This is a genomic window from Streptomyces racemochromogenes (genome assembly GCF_044129415.1).
Classification (GTDB): domain Bacteria; phylum Actinomycetota; class Actinomycetes; order Streptomycetales; family Streptomycetaceae; genus Streptomyces; species Streptomyces racemochromogenes_A.
In genome coordinates, this window is the sequence record NZ_JBBDHD010000083.1 from 1 (window position 1) to 24,447 (window position 24,447).

18 protein-coding genes are annotated in these 24,447 nt (G+C 72.7%); 14 read left to right on the forward strand and 4 right to left on the reverse strand.

The features are described from left to right. Nucleotides 1–148: 148 nt before the first annotated feature. Nucleotides 149–1,336: a trypsin-like serine peptidase gene (locus WDV06_RS25775; RefSeq protein WP_395512161.1), complete on the reverse strand. Its 1,188-nt coding sequence runs from the start codon at nt 1,334–1,336 to the stop codon at nt 149–151. Nucleotides 1,337–1,676: 340 nt separating this feature from the next. Between WDV06_RS25775 and WDV06_RS25780 the strand changes: the two genes are divergently transcribed. From WDV06_RS25780 to WDV06_RS25800, 5 genes are all read left to right on the forward strand, one after another. Beyond that, entirely contained in the window at nt 1,677–3,026 is a 1,350-nt protein-coding gene (locus tag WDV06_RS25780) for a diaminobutyrate--2-oxoglutarate transaminase family protein (RefSeq protein WP_395512162.1), read from the forward strand. A gap of 82 nt (nt 3,027–3,108) precedes the next feature. Then, entirely contained in the window at nt 3,109–5,154 is a 2,046-nt protein-coding gene (locus WDV06_RS25785; RefSeq protein WP_395512180.1) for an IucA/IucC family protein, read from the forward strand. A 30-nt stretch (nt 5,155–5,184) separates the two neighbouring features. After that, complete coding sequence (locus WDV06_RS25790) at nt 5,185–5,874, forward strand: GNAT family N-acetyltransferase (protein WP_395512163.1); 690 nt, start codon at nt 5,185–5,187, stop codon at nt 5,872–5,874. Nucleotides 5,875–5,978: 104 nt separating this feature from the next. After that, nucleotides 5,979–7,835: an IucA/IucC family protein gene (locus tag WDV06_RS25795; protein ID WP_395512164.1), complete on the forward strand. Its 1,857-nt coding sequence runs from the start codon at nt 5,979–5,981 to the stop codon at nt 7,833–7,835. A gap of 51 nt (nt 7,836–7,886) precedes the next feature. Beyond that, complete coding sequence (locus WDV06_RS25800; RefSeq protein ID WP_395512165.1) at nt 7,887–9,857, forward strand: ATP-dependent DNA helicase; 1,971 nt, start codon at nt 7,887–7,889, stop codon at nt 9,855–9,857. Nucleotides 9,858–9,969: 112 nt separating this feature from the next. On the opposite strand, the gene lexA is transcribed toward WDV06_RS25800, so the two are convergent. Then, nucleotides 9,970–10,770 carry a transcriptional repressor LexA gene (lexA, locus tag WDV06_RS25805; protein WP_395512166.1) on the reverse strand — a complete coding sequence of 267 codons (801 nt, stop codon included), beginning with the start codon at nt 10,768–10,770 and terminating at the stop codon, nt 9,970–9,972. Nucleotides 10,771–11,287: 517 nt separating this feature from the next. Between lexA and nrdR the strand changes: the two genes are divergently transcribed. From nrdR to WDV06_RS25845, 8 genes are all read left to right on the forward strand, one after another. Further along, on the forward strand, nt 11,288–11,803 hold the full coding sequence (nrdR, locus tag WDV06_RS25810) for a transcriptional regulator NrdR (RefSeq protein ID WP_079431988.1): 516 nt from the start codon (nt 11,288–11,290) through the stop codon (nt 11,801–11,803). A gap of 134 nt (nt 11,804–11,937) precedes the next feature. Continuing rightward, entirely contained in the window at nt 11,938–14,820 is a 2,883-nt protein-coding gene (locus WDV06_RS25815) for a vitamin B12-dependent ribonucleotide reductase (RefSeq protein ID WP_395512167.1), read from the forward strand. 116 nt (nt 14,821–14,936) lie between these two features. Next, the gene (locus WDV06_RS25820) at nt 14,937–15,827 is read left to right on the forward strand and encodes an arylamine N-acetyltransferase family protein (RefSeq protein ID WP_395512181.1); all 891 of its coding nucleotides are present in this window, start codon (nt 14,937–14,939) and stop codon (nt 15,825–15,827) included. 33 nt (nt 15,828–15,860) lie between these two features. After that, nucleotides 15,861–16,466 carry a YdbC family protein gene (locus WDV06_RS25825; protein ID WP_395512168.1) on the forward strand — a complete coding sequence of 202 codons (606 nt, stop codon included), beginning with the start codon at nt 15,861–15,863 and terminating at the stop codon, nt 16,464–16,466. A gap of 74 nt (nt 16,467–16,540) precedes the next feature. Next, complete coding sequence (locus WDV06_RS25830) at nt 16,541–17,200, forward strand: histidine phosphatase family protein (protein ID WP_395512169.1); 660 nt, start codon at nt 16,541–16,543, stop codon at nt 17,198–17,200. A gap of 11 nt (nt 17,201–17,211) precedes the next feature. Further along, complete coding sequence (locus tag WDV06_RS25835) at nt 17,212–18,126, forward strand: ADP-ribosylglycohydrolase family protein (RefSeq protein WP_395512170.1); 915 nt, start codon at nt 17,212–17,214, stop codon at nt 18,124–18,126. Between the two features lie 332 nt (nt 18,127–18,458). Continuing rightward, the gene (locus WDV06_RS25840) at nt 18,459–19,169 is read left to right on the forward strand and encodes a ribonuclease HII (protein ID WP_395512171.1); all 711 of its coding nucleotides are present in this window, start codon (nt 18,459–18,461) and stop codon (nt 19,167–19,169) included. 59 nt (nt 19,170–19,228) lie between these two features. After that, on the forward strand, nt 19,229–19,861 hold the full coding sequence (locus tag WDV06_RS25845) for a hypothetical protein (RefSeq protein ID WP_395512172.1): 633 nt from the start codon (nt 19,229–19,231) through the stop codon (nt 19,859–19,861). Nucleotides 19,862–20,019: 158 nt separating this feature from the next. On the opposite strand, the gene WDV06_RS25850 is transcribed toward WDV06_RS25845, so the two are convergent. Together WDV06_RS25850 and WDV06_RS25855 are read right to left on the reverse strand one after the other, a co-directional pair. After that, complete coding sequence (locus WDV06_RS25850; protein WP_395512173.1) at nt 20,020–20,646, reverse strand: hypothetical protein; 627 nt, start codon at nt 20,644–20,646, stop codon at nt 20,020–20,022. Nucleotides 20,647–20,862: 216 nt separating this feature from the next. Continuing rightward, nucleotides 20,863–23,022 carry a RecQ family ATP-dependent DNA helicase gene (locus WDV06_RS25855; protein ID WP_395512174.1) on the reverse strand — a complete coding sequence of 720 codons (2,160 nt, stop codon included), beginning with the start codon at nt 23,020–23,022 and terminating at the stop codon, nt 20,863–20,865. 123 nt (nt 23,023–23,145) lie between these two features. Between WDV06_RS25855 and WDV06_RS25860 the strand changes: the two genes are divergently transcribed. Then, nucleotides 23,146–24,408, forward strand: coding sequence for a DUF4192 domain-containing protein (locus WDV06_RS25860; protein WP_395512175.1), 1,263 nt, complete (start codon nt 23,146–23,148; stop codon nt 24,406–24,408). The last annotated feature ends 39 nt before the right edge of the window (nt 24,409–24,447 follow it).

Here is a 24,447-nt window from a genome sequence, read left to right on the forward strand (position 1 = left end):
CCTCACCCCCGCCCCCCCCCCCCCCGGCGCCCGGCGGGGGGGGCGCCCCCCCCTCGGCCGTTGTGCGCCCGCCGGCGGACGGGCGCCCGGCGCCGTGGCCTGCTCGGCGCCGGGACCTCTGCGCCGGGGCCTTTGCGCCGTGGTGTGCTCAGCGCTTGAACTTGGCGCTCACCGCGTCGTAGATCCCCTTGGCCTCGGGCCCCAGCTTCGGGCCGGCCAGCCAGCCCGCCTTCGCCGGGCCGATCGAGGTGTTCGAGACCAGCGCCGGCTTGCCGTCGGCGCCCGTGGCGATCCAGCCGCCGCCGGAGGAGCCGCCCGTCATCGTGCAGCCGATGCGGTACATCACCGGGTCCTCCTTGTGCAGCGCCAGGCGGCCCGGCTTGTCCGTGCACTGGAAGGCCTTCTGGCCGTCGAAGGGGGCGGCCGCCGGGTAGCCCGTCGCCGTCATGCCCGCGATCTTCGGCACGGCCGGGGCGTTGAACTCCACCGGGAGCGCCGTGCCGACCGTCTCCTCCAGCGACTTGCCGTTGCCGCCCTTCTCCGGGGTCACGTGCAGCACCGCGAAGTCGTACGGCGCGCCCGCGCCGCCCGTCGGACCACCGGTCGCGATCCACTGGTCGGAGGTCTGTGCCCAGTCGCTCCACCACACGCCGTACGGGGCCACCTGCTCGCGCGGCGCGCCCTTGAGCTCGGCCGCCGGACGGCCCGCGTTGTTGTAGGACGGGACGAAGGCGATGTTGCGGTACCAGCCGCCGGCCTTGCCCGCGTGCACGCAGTGACCCGCCGTCCAGACCAGGTTGGACTTGCCGGGGTGGGCGGGGTCCTTCACCACGGTCGCCGAGCACACCATCGAGCCCTCGGGGCCGTCGAAGAAGACCTTGCCGGACGCCGGGACCGTCGAGTGGTACGGCGCGGCCACGCCCTTGGCCGTCACCGCGGCCGGGGTCGGGTCGGTGACACCCTGGTCCTTGCCGGCGTCGGGGTCGACGGCCGGGGTCTGCGGCTGTTCCGCGTCACGCATCCGGTCCGGGTCCCAGAGGCCGTCGATGATGGGGTTGACGTAGTCGCCCGCCTCGCGGAGCCAGTCCTGCTTGTTCCAGTTCTTCCACGCGCCCCCCTTCCACTTCTCCATGTCGAAGCCGTGCTGCTTGAGCTTGTCCTTGAGCTCTTGCGGGATCTTGATCGGGCCGTCCGCGGCGCCGCCGGACGGGAGGGGCGCTGCCACGGTCGGCTTGGCGTCGCCGCCGGCCTCCCCGTCGCCGGGTCCGCAGGCCGCGGCGGTCAGCGCGAGCGCGGCCGCGCAGAGGGCCGCGGTGACCGGTCGGTTCGGTCGCATGTCGTAAGTCCCCCAGGTGCTTCGAGGTGTTGGGACGGTGTCGTCCAGAGTGCTTCGTTTCGCTTGCGCAGCACCCCACTATGCCGCCGCCGTTGAAGACGGCGGGCCCCGGGTCGGCGGTTCCGGCCGCCGCCGGGGCTCTTGGCCCGCTGCGCGCACCGGGCCGGGGCGGACCGTGCGGAACCGCTGAAGGTCTTTCAGGGGCGACGGGCCCAAGGATCTTCGGCCGGCCCGTGATCCGCCGCCGTCGCCGTCGTTGGTACGTACGGGGGAACGGTGCACAGCGTGTGCGTGCGAGGCGCAATCCGGAAGAGGAACCCGTGCGGGAGGTCCCACAGTCGTGTCCCTGACCGAGCAGGCCGCAGCCGCGGCACAGATCCCGCCCCAGGGCGGCCGGGGGTCGGCCGCGGCCGAAGGCATCCTGCGCAGGCAGGCACAGAGGGAGTCCGCGGCCCGGACGTACGCGCGCTCCCTGCCCATCGTGCCGGTCCGGGCACGCGGACTGACCATCGAGGGCGCCGACGGGCGGCGCTACCTCGACTGCCTCTCCGGCGCCGGCACCCTCGCCCTCGGGCACAACCACCCCGTCGTCCTGGAGGCCATCCGCGGCGTCCTGGACTCGGGCGCCCCGCTGCACGTGCTCGACCTCGCCACGCCGGTCAAGGACGCCTTCACCACCGAGCTCTTCGCGAACCTGCCGGCCGGGCTGGCCGCCGACGCACGCGTCCAGTTCTGCGGGCCGGCCGGAACGGACGCCGTCGAGGCCGCGCTGAAGCTGGTCCGGACCGCCACCGGCCGCTCCGGCCTCCTCGCCTTCGCCGGGGCGTACCACGGCATGACGGCCGGGGCCCTGTCCGCCTCGGGCGGCGCCACCGACGTCCGGGTGACCCGGCTGCCCTATCCGCAGGACCACCGCTGCCCGTTCGGGGTCGGCGGCGCGGAGGGGGCGCGGCTCTCGGCGGCCTGGACCGAGAGCCTGCTCGACGACCCCAAGGGCGGGGTGCCGGCCCCGGCGGGCATGCTCGTGGAACCCGTCCAGGGTGAGGGCGGCGTCCACCCGGCGCCGGACGACTGGCTGCGCCGGATGCGGGAGATCACCGAGGCCCGCGGCATCCCGCTGATCGCGGACGAGGTCCAGACCGGGGTGGGCCGCACCGGGGCGTTCTGGGGCGTCGACCACGCCGGGGTGGTCCCGGACGTGATGGTCCTGTCGAAGGCGATCGGCGGCAGCCTGCCGCTCGCCGTGATCGTCTACCGCTCGGAGCTGGACGCCTGGGAGCCCGGTGCCCATGCCGGAACGTTCCGGGGCAACCAGCTCGCCATGGCCGCCGGCACAGCCACCCTCGCCTACGTCCGCCGCAACGGCCTCGCCGAGCGCGCGGCGGAGCTGGGCGGGCGGATGCTGGCGGCCCTGCGCGGCCTGGCGGCCGACCAGCCCTGCGTCGGGGACGTACGGGGCCGTGGCCTGATGCTCGGCGTCGAGATCACCGACCCCGACACGGGAGCCGCCGCCCCCGCCCTCGCCGCCGCCATCCGCCGGGCGTGCCTGGACCGCGGCCTGATCGTCGAACTCGGCGGCCGCCACGGCGCCGTGGTCCGCCTGCTGCCCCCGCTCACCCTGACCGACGAGCAGGCCACAGCGGTCCTGGACCGACTCGCCGACGCCGTCGCGGCCGCCGCCGCCCACTGACCAAGGACCGCCCATGCCCGATCCCGAACACCCCACTCCCACACCGCTCACTCCCGTTCCCCACCACCCCCTCACTCCCGAGATCACACCCACCCCTCACACGCACGGCCCCACGCCACCCGGGGCCCCCACCCCGCCCCGGCCCCCCGCCAGGACGGAGCTGCCGGGGGCGGACGGCGGGAACGGGCCGGTGCTGCCCTGGAGCGGAGGGGGATCCGGTCAGACGGGCGGGGCTCCGGAGACGGGTCCGGAGCGGGCAGCCACGACCCCCGGGGTTCCGGGGCCGTCCCCGGACGGGGCCGGATCAGCCCATGGCGTGACCGTGCCCCGGCAGAAGGCCGGCACCCTTCGGCCTCGGGTGGGCGGGGCCGGCCCCCTCGGACCCGAGCCGGCGCTGCTTCCCGACCTGCTGGACCACCCCGACCCGGCCACCGCCGCCGAGGCGGCCACCGTGGAGAACCTGCTCCGCTGCTGGGTCCGCGAGAACGGCATCGGCCGTCCCGACGGGCCCTCCGGCACCCTGCTCCGCATCCCCCTCCCCGCCTCCGGCGCCGCGCTCCTCGTCCCCGTCCGGCACTGGTCCGAGACCGGCTGGCACCGCTTCTCACCGGCCCGCCTCGAAGGCACCCCCGCCGACGCCCCCGCCGTGGACGCCGTCACCCTGGCCGCCCTCATCGCCCGCGAGGGCAACGGCCGCGGCACCGACCTCGTCGGCCGGGTCGCCGACTCGGTACGCCGCACCGCCGAGTTCATCACCGACCGGCGCCAACGCCCCACGGCCCCCGCCCCCATCGCGGGGGACCTCTTCCTCACCGCCGAACAGTCCCTCCTCCTCGGCCACCCCCTCCAGCCCGACCCCAAGAGCCGCGAAGGACTCTCCGAAGCCGAAGCACGCCGCTACTCACCCGAACTCCACGGCTCCTTCCCCCTGCACTGGATCGCCGTCGCACCGACCGCCGTCGCCACCGACTCCGCCTGGACCGAACGCGGCCGCCCTGTAACCGCCGCCCAGCTCCTCGCCCGGCTCGCCCCCGGACTCCCGCTGCCCGCCGGCGCCACCCCCCTTCCCCTGCACCCCTGGCAGGCCCGCGACCTCCTCCAGCGTCCCGCCGTCGCCGCCCTCCGCGACGCGGGACTCCTGACCGACCTGGGCCCGTACGGAGCCCCCTGGTACCCCACCTCCTCCGTCCGCACCGTGCACCGACCCGGCACACCCGCGATGCTCAAGCTCTCCCTGGGCCTGCGCATCACCAACTCCCGCCGGGAGAACCTCCGCAAGGAACTCCACCGCGGAGTCGAGGTGCACCGGCTGCTCCGCACCGGCCTCGCCGAGCAGTGGCAGACCTCCCACCCCGGCTTCGACATCGTCCGCGACCCCGCCTGGGTCGCCGTCGACGCCCCGGACGGCGCCCCCGTCCCGGGCCTCGACGCCCTGCTGCGCCACAACCCCTTCCGCTCCGACGACGACGCCGTCTGCGTCGCCGCACTCACCAGCCCCCGCCCGTGGCCCGGCCGCACCACGATGCGCTCCCGGCTCGCCGAGACCGTCTCCCGGCTCGCCGCCACCACCGGCCGCCCGCCCTCCGCCGTCGCCACCGAGTGGTTCCTGCGCTACCTCGACCAGGTCGTCCTACCGGTCCTCGCCTTCGACGCGCTCGCCGGGATCGCCCTCGAAGCCCACCAGCAGAACACCCTGGTGCTCCTCGACCGGGCCGGCTGGCCCGTCGGCGGCCGCTTCCGCGACAACCAGGGCTACTACTTCCGCGAGTCCCGCCGCGCGGAACTGGAACACCGGCTCCCCGGCATCGGCCGCGCCAGCGACACCTTCGTCCCCGACGCCGTCACCGACGAGCGCTTCGCCTACTACCTCGGCATCAACAATGTGCTCGGCCTCATCGGAGCCTTCGGCTCCCAGCGGCTCGCCGACGAACGCGTACTCCTCGCCGCCTTCCGCCGTTTCCTCGGCAAGGCCGCGGGCCTCGGCCCGCTCCCCGCGCAGCTGCTCGACTCGCCCACCCTCCGCTGCAAGGCAAACCTGCTCACCCGCCTGGGCGGCCTCGACGAGCTCGTGGGCCCCGTCGAAACGCAGTCCGTCTACGTCACCCTCACCAACCCCCTCCACGACTGACGCGCTCCCACCGACACGGAGAAGAGCCCGATGCCCCCAACCGAGACGACCACCAGCCCCGCCACCGGCCCCACCCGCCACGGGACCGTCCCTCACGAGACCGGCGAACACCGTTTCGCCGTCGGCCTGTTGCCCCTGCTCGCCGAGGCGGACCTCCTCGACTCACCCGCCGGCTGGGGCGCCCTGCCCACCCCGGCCGGAGCCTTCCGCCTCGAACCCGTGCGGCCCGGACGGGACCTCCCGCTCCTCACCCGCTGGATGAACGACCCGGACGTGGCCGCCTACTGGGACCTGGCCGGCGCATCCGCCGTCACCGCCGCCCACCTGCGGGCCCAGCTCGACGGAGACGGCCGCAGCATCCCCTGCCTCGGCGTCCTCGACGGCACCCCGATGAGCTACTGGGAGATCTACCGGGCCGACCTCGACCCGGTCTCCCGCCACTACCCGGCGCGCCCCCACGACACGGGTATCCACCTGCTGATCGGAGACGGCACGAACCGCGGCCGGGGCCTGGGGACCACGCTGCTGCGCGCCGTCACCGAGCTCGTCTTCGACAACCGGCCCCGCTGCACACGGGTCATCGCCGAACCGGACATCCGCAACACCCCCTCCGTATCAGCCTTCCTCACCGCCGGTTTCCGCTACGCCACGGAAATCGAACTCCCCGGGAAGCGTGCCGCCCTGATGATCCGGGAGCGGTCGCTGCGCAATCTCCTCTGATCGCCGCCGCCGACCGCAATCCGTCCCCAGGCTGTTCCTCACGCCTCTCCCTTCGAAAACTCCCCGCCCCGGCGAGGAGTTCCCGATCCTCGACGAGGAGTCCCGTGCAGAATTCCCCCGCCGCCCCCGACTCCGCGGAGCCCCCCGTTCCCCCGTCGCCCCAACACCCCGTCACACCAACCGAGATCAACGACCCGACCTGGGAGGCCGCGGCCCGCCGACTGCTCGCCAAGATGCTCTCCGAGTTCGCGTACGAAGAGATCGTCACCCCCGCCCCGGCTCCGACGGCCGCCGGCGACGCCTGGACCCTGACCCTCGACGACGGCAGCAGCCTCGGCTTCCGCGCCCGCCGCCGCGCCTACGGCAGCTGGCAGGTCGCGCCCGACACCATCACCCTCACCCCGCCGCCCCCCGCCACCGGGTCCCCGACCGCCTTCGGGGACCCGTACGACTTCCTCGTCCGCGCCCGAACCCTGCTCGGCCTCGACGGCCCCACCCTCGGCCACTTAGTCCGCGAGCTCAGCGCCACTCTCGCCGCCGACGCCCGCCTCGACCACCACGCCCTCACCGCCGACGTCCTCGCAGACCTGGACCACGCCGCCCTCGAAGGGCACCAGACGGGCCACCCCTGGCTCGTCCCCAACAAGGGCCGCCTCGGATGGTCCGCCGCGGACGCCGCCGCCTGGGCCCCCGAAGCCCGCACCCCGCAGCGCCTGCCCTGGCTCGCCGCGCACACCTCCCTCGCCGAGTACCGCGGCGGCGCCGGCCTGGAGGACCCCGCGCGCCTCTACGCGGCCGAACTGGACCCCGCCACCCGCGCCGCCTTCGACCAGGCCCTCCGCGACCGGGGCCTGGACCCCCTCCGCTACCTCTACCTGCCGGTCCACCCCTGGCAGTGGGATGAGGTCGTCCTCCCCCTCTTCGCCCCCGCGCTCGCCTCCGGCACCCTGGTCCCGCTCCCCGCCGACCCCGACGAACGGCTCCCGCAGCAGTCCGTCCGCACCTTCCTCAACCTCACCCGCCCCGACCGCCACAGCGTCAAACTCCCGCTGTCCGTCTTCAACACCATGGTCTGGCGGGGCCTGCCCGGCGCGCTCACCCTGGCCGCCCCGGCCGTGACCGCCTGGATCCACTCCCTGCGCGACGCCGACCCCTTCCTCCGCGACGAATGCGGGGTGATCCTGCTCGGCGAGGTCGCCTCCGTCACCGTCCGCCACCCCGTCTACGACCGGCTCCCCGAGGTCCCCTACCAGTACAAGGAACTCCTCGGGGCCATCTGGCGCGAACCCCTGACCCGCCACCTCGCCCCCGGCGAGCGCGCCCGGACCCTGGCCTCCCTCCTCCACACCGACCCGCGCGGCCGCGCCTTCACCGCCGAGCTCGTCGCCCGCTCCGGCCTGTCGCCCACCGCCTGGCTCCAGCGGCTCTTCTCCGCCCTCCTGCCCCCGCTGCTCCACTTCCTCTACCGCTACGGCACCGTGTTCTCCCCCCACGGCGAGAACACGGTGGTGGTCTTCGACGAACAGGACGTGCCCGTCCGCCTCGCGATCAAGGACTTCGTGGACGACGTGAACATCAGCCGGACCCCGCTGCCCGAGCAGCGAACCCTCCCCGACGAGGTACGGGCGGTCCTGCTCACCGAGCCGCCCGCCTTCCTCACCCAGTTCATCCACTCCGGACTGTTCATCGGGGTCTTCCGCTACCTCGCCCCCCTCTGCGAGGACCGCCTCGGCGTCCCCGAGGACGACTTCTGGTCCCTCGTACGGGCGGAGATCCTCCGCCACCAGGCACGCTTCCCCGACCTCAAGGACCGCTTCGAGCTGTTCGACCTGCTCACCGAGCGGATCGACCGGATCTGCCTCAACCGCAACCGGCTCCACGAGGACGGATACCGCGACCGCCCCCACCGCCCCCACGCCGTCATCCACGGCACCGTGCCCAACCCCCTGCACCATCCGTGAGGCCTGATCGGTACGCCACTGTCGGCGGCGCCCCGTAGGGTTGGTCCTGCTATGACGAAGCCCTCCCTCCCCGACCTGCTGCACGCCGCCGTCACCGCCGTCGGCGGTACGGAGCGCCCCGGCCAGGTGGCCATGGCCGAAGCCGTCGCCGAAGCGATCGACGACAACTCCCACCGGCTGATCCAGGCCGGCACCGGCACCGGCAAGTCCCTCGGCTACCTGGTGCCGGCCCTCGCGCACGGCGAGCGCGTCGTCGTGGCCACGGCGACGCTGGCGCTCCAGCGCCAGCTCGTCGAGCGCGACCTGCCGCGCACGGTCGAGGCGCTGCACCCGCAGCTGCGCCGGCGGCCGCAGTTCGCCATGCTCAAGGGCCGGTCGAACTACCTGTGCCTGCACCGGCTGCACGAGGGCGCCCCGCAGGACGAGGAGGAGGGCCTCTTCGACCAGTTCGAGGCGGCCGCACCGACCAGCAAGCTCGGCAAGGACCTGCTGCGCCTGCGCGACTGGGCCGACGAGACCGAGACCGGGGACCGCGACGACCTGACCCCGGGCGTCTCCGACAAGGCCTGGAGCCAGGTTTCGGTCTCCTCCCGCGAATGCCTGGGCGCCACGAAGTGCGCGTACGGCGCCGAATGCTTCGCGGAGGCGGCCCGCGAGCGCGCCAAGCTCGCGGACGTGGTCGTCACCAATCACGCACTGCTCGCCATCGACGCCATCGAGGGTGCCCCCGTCCTGCCGCAGCACGAGGTGCTGATCGTGGACGAGGCCCACGAGCTGGTGTCGCGCGTCACCGGCGTCGCCACCGGTGAGCTCACGCCGGGCCAGGTCAACCGGGCAGTGAAGCGCGCCGCCAAGCTGGTCGACGAGAAGACCGCCGACTTCCTGCAGACCGCCTCGGAGACCTTCGAGCGGGTGATGGAGCTGGCGCTCCCCGGCCGCCTGGAGCAGATCCCGGAGGACCTGGGCTACGCGCTGGCCGCCCTGCGCGACTCCGCGCGCAACGTGATCTCCGCGATCGGCGCCACCCGCGACAAGTCCGTCCACGACGAGGACGCGGTCCGCAAGCAGGCCCTGGCCGCCGTGGAGAACGTCCACGCCGTGGCCGAGCGGATCATGATCGGCTCCGAGTACGACGTCGTCTGGTACGAGCGCCACGACCGCTTCGGTGCCACCCTCCGGGTCGCGCCGCTGTCGGTGTCGGGGCTGCTGCGCGAGAAGCTGTTCGAGGACCGTTCGGTGGTCCTCACCTCCGCCACGCTCAAGCTCGGCGGGGACTTCAACGGGGTCGCGGCCTCACTCGGCCTCTCCCCGGAAGGAGTCGAGGGGGAGGGCGTACCGGTCTGGAGCGGCCTGGACGTGGGCTCCCCGTTCGACTACCCCAAGCAGGGCATCCTCTACGTCGCCAAGCACCTGGCCACCCCCGGCCGGGAAGGCACCCGCGGCGACATGATGGACGAGCTGGCGGAACTGATCGAAGCGGCGGGCGGCCGCACCCTCGGCCTCTTCTCCTCCATGCGCGGTGCCAAGGCGGCCGCCGAGGAGCTGCGCGGGCGGCTCGACAACCCGATCCTGCTCCAGGGCGAGGAGACGCTGGGCGAGCTGATCAAGTCCTTCGCCGCCGACCCGCGCACCTGCCTGTTCGGGACCCTCTCCCTCTGGCAGGGCGTGGACGTGCCCGGCCCCAGCTGCCAGCTGGTGATCATGGACCGGATCCCGTTCCCGCGGCCGGACGACCCGTTGATGAGCGCGCGACAGAAGTCCGTCGAGGAGAGCGGCGGCAACGGCTTCATGGCGGTCGCCGCCACGCACGCCGCCTTGCTGATGGCCCAGGGCGCCGGCCGGCTCGTACGGGCCTCCGGGGACCGGGGCGTGGTCGCGGTCCTCGACCCCCGACTGGCGACGGCCCGGTACGGGAGCTTCCTGCGGGCCTCACTGCCGGACTTCTGGTACACCACGGACCGCAACCAGGTCCGCCGCTCGCTGGCCGCGATCGACGCGAGCGCGCAGGCCGACGGGAAGTAGACGGCAAGTACGACCCTGGCCGCGCCGCCCGTCCGGCGCACGTCGTGCGGCGGGCATACAACAGCTCCGGGACCGGCGCAGAGGGTCCCGGAGCTGGCTGAGGGGCGAGGGGTCAGACGCGGCGCAGTACCGCTACCACCTTGCCGAGGATGGTCGCTTCGTCGCCGGGGATCGGCTGGTAGGCGGCGTTGTGCGGGAGCAGCCAGACATGGCCGTCCTCGCGCTTGAACCGCTTGACCGTGGCCTCGCCGTCCAGCATCGCGGCGACGATGTCACCGTTCTCCGCGACCGGCTGGCGACGGACGGTGACCCAGTCGCCGTCGCAGATGGCCGCCTCGATCATCGAGTCGCCGACGACCTTGAGGACGAAGAGCTCACCGTCGCCGACGAGCTGGCGGGGGAGCGGGAACACGTCCTCGACCGACTCCTCGGCGAGGATCGGGCCGCCGGCCGCGATCCGGCCGACCAGGGGAACGTAGGAGGCGGCGGGCTTGCCGGTGGTGTCCGTGGGCTGCGAGCTGGGCTGGTCCGAGCCGCGGACCTCGTAGGCGCGGGGACGGTGCGGGTCGCGGCGCAGGAAGCCCTTGCGCTCCAGGGCCATCAGCTGGTGGGCGACGGAGGAGGTGCTGGAGAGGCCGACGGCCTGGCCGATCTCGCGCATCGACGGCGGGTAGCCGCGGCGCTGCACGGAGTCCCGGATGACCTCGATGACCCTCCGCTGCCGGTCCGTGAGCCCCGAGCTGTCGGCGCGGATGCCTGGAGGCCGTCCCGGCAGCGAGCGTGCGGGGCGTACGGCGGCCTCCGCCTCCGGGTTCTGACTCGCGTCGTTCATGGCATGCACCGGCTCAAGTCGGCTCGGGCTCTGGGAGCGGTTCTGGGCAGTGATGGTGGCACTGTCTGCGGTGGTGGTCACGTCGGCCCCTCTCGAAATGTTCTCCCTAGCTGGACAACGGTAGTTGCTTTCGAAAGGTTGCGCCAAACACACGTTCGAGTGAAAAATCGGGGATCGCCCACCTGGGTCAGAGCGGTGGGTGTATGGCCGACCGGTGTGGATGGCCGGCCGGAGCGGCGGTCCCGGGGCGTGTGGCCGACCCGTCGTCCGAACGCGGATTCGGAACCGCGTCTGCTGCTTACGGTACCCTTCCCGGTTGGATCGCCACCGCCCGGGTCCGTGCCCAGTCTGGCACCGAAACCCTTGAAATCCGGCCATCGGGCGCCGCGACACGCGTAGGGATGCAAATCCTCCCCAACGCAAGATCTAGTGGTTGGATGAGCGTCACAACCCACAAGTTGTGGTCCACGGTCTGCTCGAACCTCCGGGATCGCATATGCTTGTGGCTGCTTCCCAAGCCCCCGGCAGAGACTGGCTCTCTGTCGCCGAGGGGCTCCGTGGAGTGATTCAGTCGTGCCAAGAGGAGGGTGAGGGAACCATGCACTGCCCCTTCTGCAGGCACCCCGACAGCCGCGTCGTCGACAGCCGCACCACCGACGACGGAACGTCGATCCGCCGACGCCGCCAGTGCCCCGACTGCTCCCGTCGCTTCACGACGGTGGAGACGGCCTCGCTGATGGTGATCAAGCGAAGCGGGGTCACCGAACCCTTCAGCCGCACCAAGGTCATCTCTGGCGTCCGCAAGGCGTGCCAGGGGCGGCCGGTCACCGAGGACGCCCTCGCCAAGCTCGGCCAGCGGGTCGAGGAGGCGGTGCGCGCCACCGGGAGCGCCGAGCTGACCACCCATGACGTGGGTCTGGCCATACTCGGCCCGTTGCAGGAGCTCGACCTGGTCGCGTACCTGCGGTTCGCGTCCGTGTACAAAGCTTTCGACACCCTTGAAGACTTCGAGACCGCCATCGCGGAACTTCGCGAGCCGCGGCCTCATCCCCATGAGTGCGAGCCCGGAGGGACCCCCCCGGTCGTCCCCGTGCCCGCCTCCGCTGCCGACTGACCGGACGGGGCCGCAGCGCAGTGCGGTCCGGCCGGCCGGCAGGGCGAGATTCGTAGATACAAGACACAGCATTGTGCCGCGGAATATCGCTGGCACTTTAGGGCGTTTTTGCCCGCATATGGGAGGCAGGCGGCATGACAGAGACGGCGAGCAGCTCGGCACGTGGTTCCCGCACCAAGGGGACCAAGGCCGCCAAGGGCGGCCTGCGGATCGAGCGCATCCACACCACCCCCGGCGTGCACCCGTACGACGAGGTGAACTGGGAGCTCCGTGACGTCGTCATGACGAACTGGCGCGACGGTTCGGTGAACTTCGAGCAGCGCGGCGTCGAGTTCCCCGACTTCTGGTCGGTGAACGCGGTCAACATCGTCACCAGCAAGTACTTCCGGGGCGCCGTCGGCACGCCGCAGCGCGAGACCGGCCTCAAGCAGCTCATCGACCGCATCGTGAAGACGTACACGAAGGCCGGCGAGGACTACGACTACTTCGCGTCCCCCGCCGACGCGGAGATCTTCGAGCACGAGCTGACCTACGCCCTCCTGCACCAGATCTTCAGCTTCAACTCCCCGGTGTGGTTCAACGTCGGCACGCCCCAGCCGCAGCAGGTCTCCGCCTGCTTCATCCTGTCCGTCGACGACTCCATGGAGTCGATCCTCGACTGGTACAAGGAAGAGGGCATGATCTTCAAGGGCGGCTCCGGTGCCGGCCTGAACCTCTCCCGCATCCGCTCCTCCAAGGAGCTCCTGTCCTCCGGCGGCAACGCCTCCGGCCCCGTCTCCTTCATGCGCGGCGCCGACGCGTCCGCCGGAACGATCAAGTCGGGCGGCGCCACCCGCCGCGCGGCCAAGATGGTCGTCCTGGACGTGGACCACCCGGACGTCGAGGACTTCATCGCCACCAAGGTGAAGGAGGAGGAGAAGATCCGCGCCCTGCGCGACGCGGGCTTCGACATGGACCTGGGCGGCGACGACATCACGTCCGTCCAGTACCAGAACGCCAACAACTCCGTCCGCGTGAACGACGAGTTCATGACGGCCGTCGAGAACGGCACCGAGTTCGGCCTGCGCGCCCGCATGACCGGCGAGGTCATCGAGAAGGTCGACGCCAAGGCCCTCTTCCGCAAGCTCGCCGAGGCCGCGTGGGCCTGCGCCGACCCGGGCATCCAGTACGACGGTGTGATCAACCACTGGCACACCTGCCCCGAGTCCGGCCGCATCACCGCGTCCAACCCGTGCAGCGAGTACATGCACCTGGACAACACGTCCTGCAACCTCGCCTCGCTGAACCTGATGAAGTTCCTCAACGACGACGGCAAGGGCAACCAGTCCTTCGACGCCGAGCGCTTCGCCAAGGTTGTCGAGCTCGTCATCACCGCGATGGACATCTCCATCTGCTTCGCGGACTTCCCGACGCAGAAGATCGGTGAGAACACCCGCGCCTTCCGCCAGCTGGGCATCGGCTACGCCAACCTCGGCGCCCTGCTGATGGCCACCGGCCACGCGTACGACTCGGACGGCGGCCGCACCCTCGCCGCCTCCATCACCTCGCTGATGACCGGTACCGCGTACAAGCGCTCCGCCGAGCTGGCCGCCATCGTCGGCCCGTACGACGGCTACGCCCGCAACGCCGACTCGCACAAGCGCGTCATGAAGCAGCACGCCGACGCCAACGCCGTCGCGCCGCGCACCGAGGACCTGGACAACGCGATCTGGGCCGCGGCCACCGAGGCCTGGCAGGACGTCCTGCGCCTCGGCGAGAAGAACGGCTTCCGCAACTCCCAGGCCTCCGTCCTCGCGCCGACCGGCACCATCGGTCTCGCGATGTCCTGCGACACCACCGGTGTCGAGCCGGACCTGGCCCTGGTCAAGTTCAAGAAGCTCGTCGGCGGCGGCTCGATGCAGATCGTCAACGGCACCGTCCCGCAGGCCCTGCGCCGCCTGGGCTACCAGGAGGAGCAGATCGAGGCGATCGTCTCCCACATCGCCGAGCACGGCAATGTCGTCGACGCCCCGGGTCTGAAGGCCGAGCACTACGAGGTCTTCGACTGCGCGATGGGCGAGCGCTCCATCTCCCCGATGGGCCACGTCCGCATGATGGCCGCGATCCAGCCCTGGATCTCCGGCGCGATCTCGAAGACGGTCAACATGCCGGAGACGGCGACCGTCGAGGAGATCGAGGAGATCTACTTCGAGGCGTGGAAGCTCGGCGTCAAGGCGCTCGCGATCTACCGCGACAACTGCAAGGTCGGCCAGCCCCTCTCCGCCAAGAAGAAGGAGGAGGAGAAGGCCGAGGTCACCGAGAAGGCCGAGGAGACCATCCGCACGGCGGTCGAGAAGGTCATCGAGTACCGCCCGGTCCGCAAGCGCCTGCCCAAGGGCCGCCCGGGGATCACCACCTCCTTCACGGTCGGTGGCGCCGAGGGCTACATGACGGCCAACTCCTACCCGGACGACGGCCTGGGCGAGGTCTTCCTGAAGATGTCCAAGCAGGGTTCGACCCTCGCGGGCATGATGGACGCCTTCTCGATCGCCGTCTCGGTCGGTCTGCAGTACGGCGTCCCGCTGGAGACGTACGTCGCGAAGTTCACCAACATGCGCTTCGAGCCGGCCGGTATGACGGACGACCCGGACGTGCGGATGGCGCAGTCGATCGTCGACTACATCTTCCGCCGCGTCGCGCTGGACTTCCTGCCCTTCGAGACCCGCTCGGCCCTCGGCATCCACTCCGCCGAGGAGCGCCAGCGCCACCTCGACACCGGCTCCTACGAGCCGCTCGACGACGAGGAGCTCGACACCGAGACCCTCGCCCAGTCGGCGCCCGTCGCCCCCGTGGCCAAGCCGGTGGCGGTCGTCCCGGTCCCGGCCCCGAAGACGGCGCACAGCAACGCCGAGCTGGTCGAGATGCAGATGGGCGTCTCCGCCGACGCCCCGCTCTGCTTCTCCTGCGGTACCAAGATGCAGCGCGCCGGCTCCTGCTACATCTGCGAGGGCTGCGGCTCCACCAGCGGCTGCAGCTGACAGCTGACGCCTGACGCCATCTGAAGAGGGCGCCGACCCCCCGGTCGGCGCCCTCTTCGGCGTTCGCGGTACGGCGGGTGGATGCGGGGTGGCGTGGAGGGCGGGCGGTGGTGATCATGGGGCGGGGTCTGCGGGCGTCGTGGGCCCGGGACGTCGCGGCGGGGGAGCGGATGGGCATGTGGAACGGTGACGCGCTGGATCTGGACGCGTACCTGGCCCGGATCGGAATCGGGCGGGACGCCCGGGAACTCCGGCCCGACCTGCCGACGTTGTACGAGGTGCAACGCGCCCACACCGCCGCCATCCCCTTCGAAAGCCTGGACGTCCTGCTCGGTCGCCCCGTCGAGCTGGAGATCAAGGCCCTGGAGGCCAAGCTCGTGCACGGCCGCCGCGGAGGCTACTGCTACGAGCAGAACTCGCTGCTGGCCGCCGCCCTGGAACGGATCGGCTTCGAGGTCACCGGGCGCGGCGCCCGCAACCGCACCCGCGCGGACGCCGTGACGCCGGTGACGCACGCGGTGCTCGTCGTCACCGTCGACGGCGAACCGTGGCTCTGCGACGCCGGATTCGGCTACCAGGGGCCGCGCGAACCCGTTCCGCTCGGACGGCCGGGGGCCGAGGTGCCCCAGGGGCCGTGGACGTTCGCCGTCCACGAGGAGGAGCAGGGGATCCTCGTCCTGCGCATCCGCCGCGACGACGCGTGGCGGGACCTCTACTCCTTCTCGCCGCAGCGCTACCTCCCCGTCGACTACGTCGTCCTCAACCACTACAGCTCCAGCCATCCCCGCTCCGCCTTCATCGGGAAGACCGTCGTACAGCTCCCGGGCGACGCCGTCCGCACGACCCTCGTGGACCGCGAGCTGATGCGTCTGTACCCCGACGGGAGGACCGAACGGGAGCCCGTCGCCCCCGACGGGCTGATCGCCCTGCTCGACCGGGAGTTCGGCCTTCGGCTGCCCGAGCGGGATGCGGCCGAACTGGTACGGATCCACCGCTCCGAGTACTGACCGGGGCCGGGCCCGGGCCCGTACGATGGCGCGGTGCTGGTCAAGTGGATTCGCTGCACGGTGACGGACCGACGCGGGTTCGAGCGCGGGCAGCGCAAGTGGGCGGGGCTGCCCGGCGAACCCGGGTTCCGGGGGCAGGGCGGCGGCTGGAGCAGAGGCCGGCCGGGGGTCGCGCACGTCTTCGCGTTCTGGGAGAGCCGTTCCTTCTACGACTCCTTCATGGCCCGCTCCCACGACAGACTGGCTGCCGCGCAAACCGGTACCTACACCGACGCGCGGGCCACGCTCTTCGAGTACCGCTTCGACGTGAAGACCGGCTTCGAGCCGCGCTTCAGCGACGCCGACGTGGTCCGGGTCGCGCACACCCGCGTCCGGGAGGGCCGCGTGGAGCACTTCGCGCTGATGCAGGAGAAGGTCTGGAACCCCGCCATGGCCGGATCACCCGGGATGATCCGGGGGCTTTTCGGTGAGGCGCCGGGCCGGGAGTTCCTGGTGCTGTCCATGTGGCGGGCCGCCGCCGAACACGGCAAGTACCGGCAGGAACGGGTCGAGCGGCTCTCGCTGCGCGCCCAGACCGAGGCCGACGTCGAGGCCCTCACGGGGGACGTCGTGGACCTCGAACCGAGCTGGACGGTATGACCGTATGACGAACGGCTCCCGGCGCCCGGCGTGCCCGGGGCGTACGCGCCCCGGGGTCCGCATAGGGTCGGCACATGGTTCGACCACGGCGCATCGTCCTCGTCCGGCACGGGGAATCGGAGGGAAACATCGATGACACGGTGTACGAGCGCGAGCCCGACCACGCCCTGCGCCTGACCCCTGCCGGCCGCGAGCAGGCCGCCGAGGCCGGGGTCCGGCTGCGCGAGCTCTTCGGCGACGAGCACATCAGCGCGTACGTCTCCCCGTACCGCAGGACCCTCCAGACCTTCCGCGAGCTGCGCCTGAATCCCGCACGGGTGCGGATGCGCGAGGAGCCCCGGCTGCGCGAGCAGGACTGGGGGAACTGGCAGGACCGCGACGACGTCAAGCTCCAGAAGGCCTACCGAGACGCCTACGGGCACTTCTTCTACCGCTTCGCCCAGGGCGAGTCCGGCGCCGACGTCTACGACCGGGTAGGCGCCTTCCTGGAGAGCCTCTACCGCAGCTTCGAGGCACCCGACCACCCCGAGAACGTCCTGCTGGTCACGCACGGCCTGACGATGCGGTTGTTCTGCATGCGCTGGTTCCACTGGTCGGTGGCCGAGTTCGAGGCCCTGTCCAACCCGGGCAACGGCGAATTCCGGGTGCTGACGCCGGGGCCCGACGGCCGGTACCGGATGGACCGCCCGTTTGAGCGGTGGACCACACCCGAGCCTTATGACCTGGACGGCTAAAGTGGCGCGCGATGACCGCTGATTCCGCTTCCGAACGGCGCTATGCACGCGCCCTGTCCAGCCTCCGCGGGCTGGCCCTGGGGGACGCCCTGGGCTCCCAGTACTTCGTCCCCGTGAACTACCCGCTGCTCAAGCGGCGCGAGCTGCCGGCCGGCAGCGGGCCGTGGCAGTGGACCGACGACACCGAGATGGCCTGTTCGGTGGTGGCCGTGCTCGCCGCGCACGGGCGCATCGACCAGGACGCGCTGGCGGCCTCGTTCGCCGAGCACCACGACTTCGACCGGGGCTACGGCCCCGCCGTGAACCGGATGCTGCGCCTGGTCCGCGAGGGGGAGGACTGGCGCACCCTGGCCGCCGAGCTCTTCAACGGGCAGGGCTCCTGGGGCAACGGCGCAGCGATGCGGATCGCACCGCTGGGCGCCTGGTACGCGGAGGACCCCGAGCAGGCCACCCACCAGGCGGAGATCTCCGCCTACACCACCCACCAGCACCGGGAGGCGGTGTGCGGGGCGATGGCCGTCGCCGCCGCGGCCGCGCTGGCGGCGGCCCCCGCCGGCGTGCCGAGCGCCGAGGAACTGCTGGACGGGGTGATCGCCCTGGTGCCGCGCAGCGCCGTGGGCGCAGGTGTCCGCCGGGCGCGGGACATGCTGGACTACGGCGACGCCAACACCGTCGCGGCCGTCCTCGGCTGCGGCCGGCGTACGAGTGCCCACGACACGGTGCCCTTCGCCCTGTGGTCGGCGGCGCGGGCGCTGGACGACTTCGAGCGGGCCTTCTGGACCACCGCGCAGGTCGGCGGGGACGTGGACACCACCTGCGCGATCGTCGGCGGGATCCTGGGCGCGCGCGGGGACGCCGCGCTGCCGCAGGCCTGGCTGGGCCGCACCGAGGCCCTCCCGGCCTGGCTGCCGGAGACGCCCGCCTAGGCGAGCGCCGGTCGGAGAACCCGGTCCGGTGCCGTGCGTGGTGCTTCACGAATGCGACCACGCGTGGGGCGGCCCCTGCCGTGAGGTCGCACGGGAGGGGGCGCGCCGGCCGGTGAGCCGGACGTTCCCGATGTCGTTACCGAGGGGAACCGCTGGTGCGGTATTGATCCGGACGTCACGAATCCGCTGATCCTGCGAATGCCCCCGCCCGGTTGTCGCCCGCCGTCGAGGTGTGCGGTAGCGAAGGGATGGGGTGGGTGGTGGTCGGTGCGCGCCCTTGCCGCGGGCCGGGGTGTGCAGGCGGCCCGGGGCGGCGTAACCTTGCTGGCGCCATGCCGTACGAAGCACCCACCCACACCGTCGAGCGCTCCCTCCGTGCAACCACCGGCGCCAAGGTCATCGCCGGGGTCGACGAGGTCGGACGAGGGGCCTGGGCCGGTCCCGTCACCGTGTGCGCGGCGATCACCGGCTTGCGCCGGCCGCCCGAGGGGCTCACCGACTCCAAACTGCTCACGCCCAGGCGGCGCGACGAACTGTTCGACGTCCTCCAGGGCTGGGTCACCGCCCACGCCCTCGGGCACGCCTCCCCGGAGGAGATCGACGAACTGGGGATGACGGCCGCACTGCGGCTCGCGGCGGTGCGCGCGCTGGACGCCCTGCCGGTGCGCCCCGACGCCGTGATCCTCGACGGCAAGCACGACTACCTCGGACGGCCCTGGCAGGTCCGCACGGTGATCAAGGGCGACCAGTCGTGCATCGCCGTCGCCGCCGCCTCGGTGATCGCCAAGGTCCAGCGCGACCGGATGATGGCCGCGCTGGGCGAACCGGGCGACGGGACGGCGGACTTCGCCTTCGCCGCCAACGCCGGTTACCCCTCGCCCGTGCACCGCGCGGCGCTGGAGGAGCGCGGGCCGACCATGTACCACCGGCTCTCGTGGTCGTACCTCGACGCGCTGCCCCAGTGGCGGCACTTGAAGAAGGTGCGCCGCAGCGAGGAAGCCATGGAGCTGGAAAACGGAGGCCAACTCGGCTTCGATTTCTGATCGCACCCACGTGCCACCCACCGGTACGTTTCGTACCGGTGTTTGATAGACATCAACTCATGCCTCTCACCCCCGCCATCGAGGAGCCTCAGATTCACGAGAGTGCCCAGGGTCCCCGCGTCACGCCGGCCGCGAGCCGCACCGCGCAGACCCCCCGCCCCGTACCTGGTCCGCGTCCCGTCGCCGTGCCCCGGCCCGGACGCCCCGGTCCCGTCCGCCCCGCCCCGCCCGCACAGCGTGCGGCGGAAGCCGGTTCCGGACCCGCCCCCGCAGCCCCCGCCGCACCGTCCGTCTCGGCCGCGGTGCCGCAGGTCCAGCTGATCCCGGCCTCCCCCGAGGGTGCGCTGGACGCGGCCGAGGAGGCCGTGGACCTGCTGCTCGACACCGGGCGCGCGCCCGGTGACATCCTGGTGATCACCACCGGCGACCCGCACCCGTGGGCCGCGCACGAGCTGTCCTTCGGCGAGGCCTCCTACTGGGCCCAGCACGACGCCGGGGACGACGTCTTCTACGCGGACGCGGCGCACGTGAAGCGTGCCGCCGGCCGTCCTGTCGTGGTCTTCGCGGCCAACGGCGGACCGGCCGGTACGACCGCGGACGCACTGCCGGTCGCGTTCGCGCGGGCGGGTGCGCTGCTCGTCGTCTGCGGTGATGCGAAGCAGATCAACTCCGTGCTGGGCGCGGGCGTCTGACGCCCCGTGTCCCACACGGGCGAGGGGCGGGGCGGGCCGGACGGCGGCCCCGCTGAGGTCCGAGGCCCGAGCAGCCGTACCTCCCTACCGCGGGAGTACGGCCGTGCGGGCCTGGGCCGCGTCCCGCCCGACGGGCGAGGCCGCGGGCCGGACCCCGCCTAGCGGGCGGCCGCCCGGCGCAGGGGCTCGACCGCGCCACCGGCGGTGCTCAGGGGCAGCGTCGCCATCTCGGTCAGGGAGCCGAGGCGCTCCGGCCGGGAATCCGCGCTCGGATGCCGACCGCCCCGGCCTTCACCGAGTACCTGCCAGCCCCCGCGGGTCAGAGTGATGTACGCCCCGCAGCGCAGCCCGTGCAGGGTGCAGGCGTCCCGCAGGCCCCACATCCAGGCGCCGTCCTCCTCGGTCCACCGCTCGTCGCCGTCGCGGCAGTACATCAGTACCGCCGTACGGACCGGGGTCCGCCGCCGCAGGTCGTGCGGGATGACCCGGCGCAGCCGGGAGAGCAGGGCGTTGCGGTACTCCCAGCCGTCGGCCGAGGCCGAGCGCTGCGTGAACGAGGCGCTGGCGACGAGACGTTCCTCGGGACCGAGGACGGCTATGACGGCGGTCGACGGCCCCGGGCTGTGCCGGGAGTGCAGACCGCTGACCACCTCACGCGGATTGCGCAGCAGGGGAACCCCCGCGGCGGTCCATTCGGAGGGTTCCAGCAGTCGGCCGTGCCGACTGGCGCCACCGGTGGCCGTTGTCAAGGACGCGGTCGCGGGCGGGGCGAATCCGAAGGTCACGGTCCTCCCTTCGGGTACACGCCCGCGAGCGGGCACGGCTGAGGTGTGGGCGCGCCGCAGCGCGGCCCAGGAGAGTGCCGACGAGCCGAGCGGGAGCTCCCCCGATTCTCGCGTGGCCCGCGACGGTGGGGCAATGAGCATTTGAGGACGCGGACCGGAATTCGCCGGTATGCCGTTCATATCCTTGCCCCGCCACGCCGGAGATGACTCATTCCACTACGGCTGGAGCGCGAGCACCAGCGGAAACACCCCTCTCACCCCCGCTCGCCGCAGCAGCCGGGCGGCCACGGCGAGGGTCCAGCCGCTCTCCGCGCGGTCGTCGACCAGGAACACCGGACCGGGGACCTCGGACAGGCTCGCCGCCAGGCCGGGCGGCACGGTCAAGGCCTGGTGGAGCCCCCGGACCCGCTGCGCGCTGTTGGAGGACGGCAGTCCGAACTCCGGGGCCCGGTCGGTGTACTCCAGGGTGCCGAGCAGAGGAATCCGACCGACCTCGGCGATCCGCGCGGCCAGCGAGCCGACGAGCTGCGGCCGGCTGCGCGAGGGCAGCGCGACCACACCCACGGGCCGGGCGGGGGCGTCCTCGGCGCCCGAGGCCCAGCCGCCCGGCCCCCGGGCCCAGTCGGCCAGAACGGCCACCACGGCCTGTGCCACGTCGTCCGGAACCGGCTGGTCCGGTGCCTGGGGGGCGAGGATCGGCCGCAGCCGGTTGCCCCAGCCGATGTCGGAGAGCCGGCCCAGCGCCCGGCCCGGGGCGGCCTGTTCGCCGGCCGGGATCCGGCCCTTGAGGTCGACGCCCACCGCCGCGAGGCCGGTCGGCCACATCCGGCGCGGTTCCAATTCCACCCCGGGGCGGCCCAGTTCTCCCCGGGCGGTGTCCAGCGAGGCGGAGGAGACCGCCGCGGTGAAGCGGGCGCCGGCGCAGTTGTCGCAGCGGCCGCAGGGCGCTGCCTCCTCGTCGTCGAGCTGGCGGCGAAGGAACTCCATCCGGCATCCGTCGGAGGCCGCGTAGTCGCGCATCGCCTGCTGTTCGGCGGCCCGCTGCCGGGCCACCCACGCGTACCGCTCGGCGTCGTAGGTCCAGGGTTCGCCGGTGGCGGTCCAGCCGCCCTTGACCCGGTGGACCGCGCCGTCCACGTCGAGCACCTTGAGCATCGTCTCCAGCCGGGTGCGCCGCAGGTCGACCAGGGGCTCCAGGGCGGGCAGCGACAGCGGGCGGCCGGCCTGCGACAGGACGTCCAGCGTGCGGCGGACCTGCTCCTCCGGCGGGAAGGCGACGGAGGCGAAGTACTGCCAGATCGCCTCGTCCTCGCGGCCGGGGAGCAGCAGTACCTCGGCGTGCTCGACGCCACGGCCGGCACGGCCGACCTGCTGGTAGTAGGCGATGGGGGAGGAGGGGGAACCCAGGTGCACCACGAAGCCCAGGTCGGGCTTGTCGAAGCCCATGCCGAGGGCGGAGGTGGCCACGAGGGCCTTGACGCGGTTCGCCTGGAGGTCGTTCTCCGCCTGCTCGCGGTCGGCGTTCTCCGTCTTGCCCGTGTACGAGGAGACGGTGTGCCCCCGGTGGCGCAGGTAGGCGGTGACCTCTTCCGCGGCGGCCACCGTCAGGGTGTAGATGATCCCGGAACCGGGCAGTTCGCCGAGGTGGTCGGCGAGCCAGGCCAGGCGGTGGGCGGCGTCGGGCAGGGTCAGGACGGCCAGGCTCAGGCTCTCGCGGTCGAGGGGGCCGCGCAGCACCAGGGCGTCCGTGCCGGCTCCGGTGCCGAGCTGTTCGGCGACGTCGGCCGTCACGCGGGCGTTGGCCGTGGCGGTGGTCGCCAGGACCGGGACGCCCGGGGGGAGGTCGGCCAGCATGGTGCGCAGTCGGCGGTAGTCGGGGCGGAAGTCGTGTCCCCAGTCGGAGATGCAGTGGGCTTCGTCGACCACGAGCAGTCCGGTCGCGGCGGACAGTTTGGGCAGTACCTGGTCACGGAACTCGGGGTTGTTGAGGCGTTCGGGACTGACGAGGAGGACGTCGACCGTGCCCGCGGCGACCTCGGCCTGGATGCCCTCCCACTCCTCGGGGTTGGCGGAGTTGATGGTGCGCGCGTGGATGCCGGCGCGTGCGGCGGCCTCGACCTGGTTGCGCATCAGCGCGAGCAGCGGGGAGACGATCACCGTCGGTCCGGCGCCGGCCGCCCGCAGCAGGGAGGTGGCGACGAAGTAGACCGCGGACTTGCCCCAGCCCGTGCGCTGGACGACCAGGGCCCGCCGCTTGTGCGCGACGAGGGCCTCGATCGCCCGCCACTGGTCCTCGCGCAGCCGTGCGGTGCCCGTGGGGTCGCCCACGAGGCGGGCGAGTACGGAATCGGCGGAGGACCTCAGGTCTGCGTTCATGCCCCCATGCAACCCGATGCCTCCGACATCGCGCCAATGCGCACCCCGGCCTGTGGATGTTGAATGCGGTACGAGTTATCCACAGGGGTTTCCGGATCGGATCACGCACGGGACCTTTGAGCCATGACGACGAACCACGAATCCCGCAAGCCGTCCGGCCGGCCGTCCATCAGCCCCGCCGGAGGTCCCTCCGAACCCCAGATCACCCTGCGCAGCCCGGCCGAACTGGCCGACGCGCTGCCCTACATGCTCGGCTTCCACCCCACCGACTCCCTCGTCCTGGCCGCCGTCCACGGCGCGTGCGGCCGCTTCGGCGGCCGGCTCCGCGTGGGGATCCCCGCCTCCCCCGCCGAGTGGGAGGACACCGCCCGCCAGGTCGCCGAGTGCCTGATCAAGGGCAGCGAGCGGCGCGGGGACAAGCCCGACGGGATCGTGGTCTTCCTCTGCCAGGACCCCGTCGGCGGGGAGAGCGCCCAGCGGGTCATGACCCGGCTGCGGCCGCTCGCCCAGCGGCTGCGGACCGCATGCGGCGCCCTGGACGTACCGGTCCTGGAGGCTCTGTGCCTCTCCGGGGGCCGCTACTGGTCGTACGTCTGCCCCGAGGCCGACTGCTGCCCCGCCGAAGGGACCCCGCTTTCCCCGTCCGGCACGTCGGTGATGGCCGCGGCCGCCACCTTCGCCGGGCTCCAGGTCCGCGGCTCCCTGAAGGAGATCGAGAAGCGGATGGCACCCCTCGGCGGAGCCTGGGCCGCCGAACAGGAGGAGGCCCTGGAGCGGGCCGCCGTGGACCTGGTGCCGCGGATCCTCGACGGGGAGACCCGCGAGGAGGTCGGCGCGCAGACGCTCGGCCTGGCCCGCACCCTCATGCGGCGGCTTACCCTCGCCCCGCCCGCCGAGGGCGGCCCCCGCGCGGACGACTGGGACGACGCGCTGCTCGGCCACGACGAGGCCGCCGCCGTGATCCTCGGCCTCCAGGACCGGGAGATCCGCGACATCGCCGCCGAGTGGATGGAGGGCGACGAGGCCGCGCCGGCCCTGCGGCTGTGGCGGGCCCTGGCCCGGCGCTGCGTCGGAGCCTACGGGGAGCACGCGGCGGCCCCGCTCACCCTCGCCGGCTGGGTCTCCTGGTCCAGCGGGGACGAGCCGACCGCACGGATCGCCCTCGGCCTGGCCCTCCGGGCGGACTCCGAATACCGCTTCGCCCAGTTGCTCCACCACGCCTGCAACGAGGGCATCGACCCCGAAGGGCTGCGGCAGTGCCTGCGGGAGGAACGCAGGCGCCGCGAACCCCGCCGAAAGCGGACCGCCGCCACCACCCGCCCGCCCGGCCGCCGGAGCGCACAGCGCCGCCGCCCCGCCCGCCGCACCGAGGGGAGGGGGCAGTGAACGCCCGTCAGGCATCCTCACCGGGCGGCTTCCCGAGGC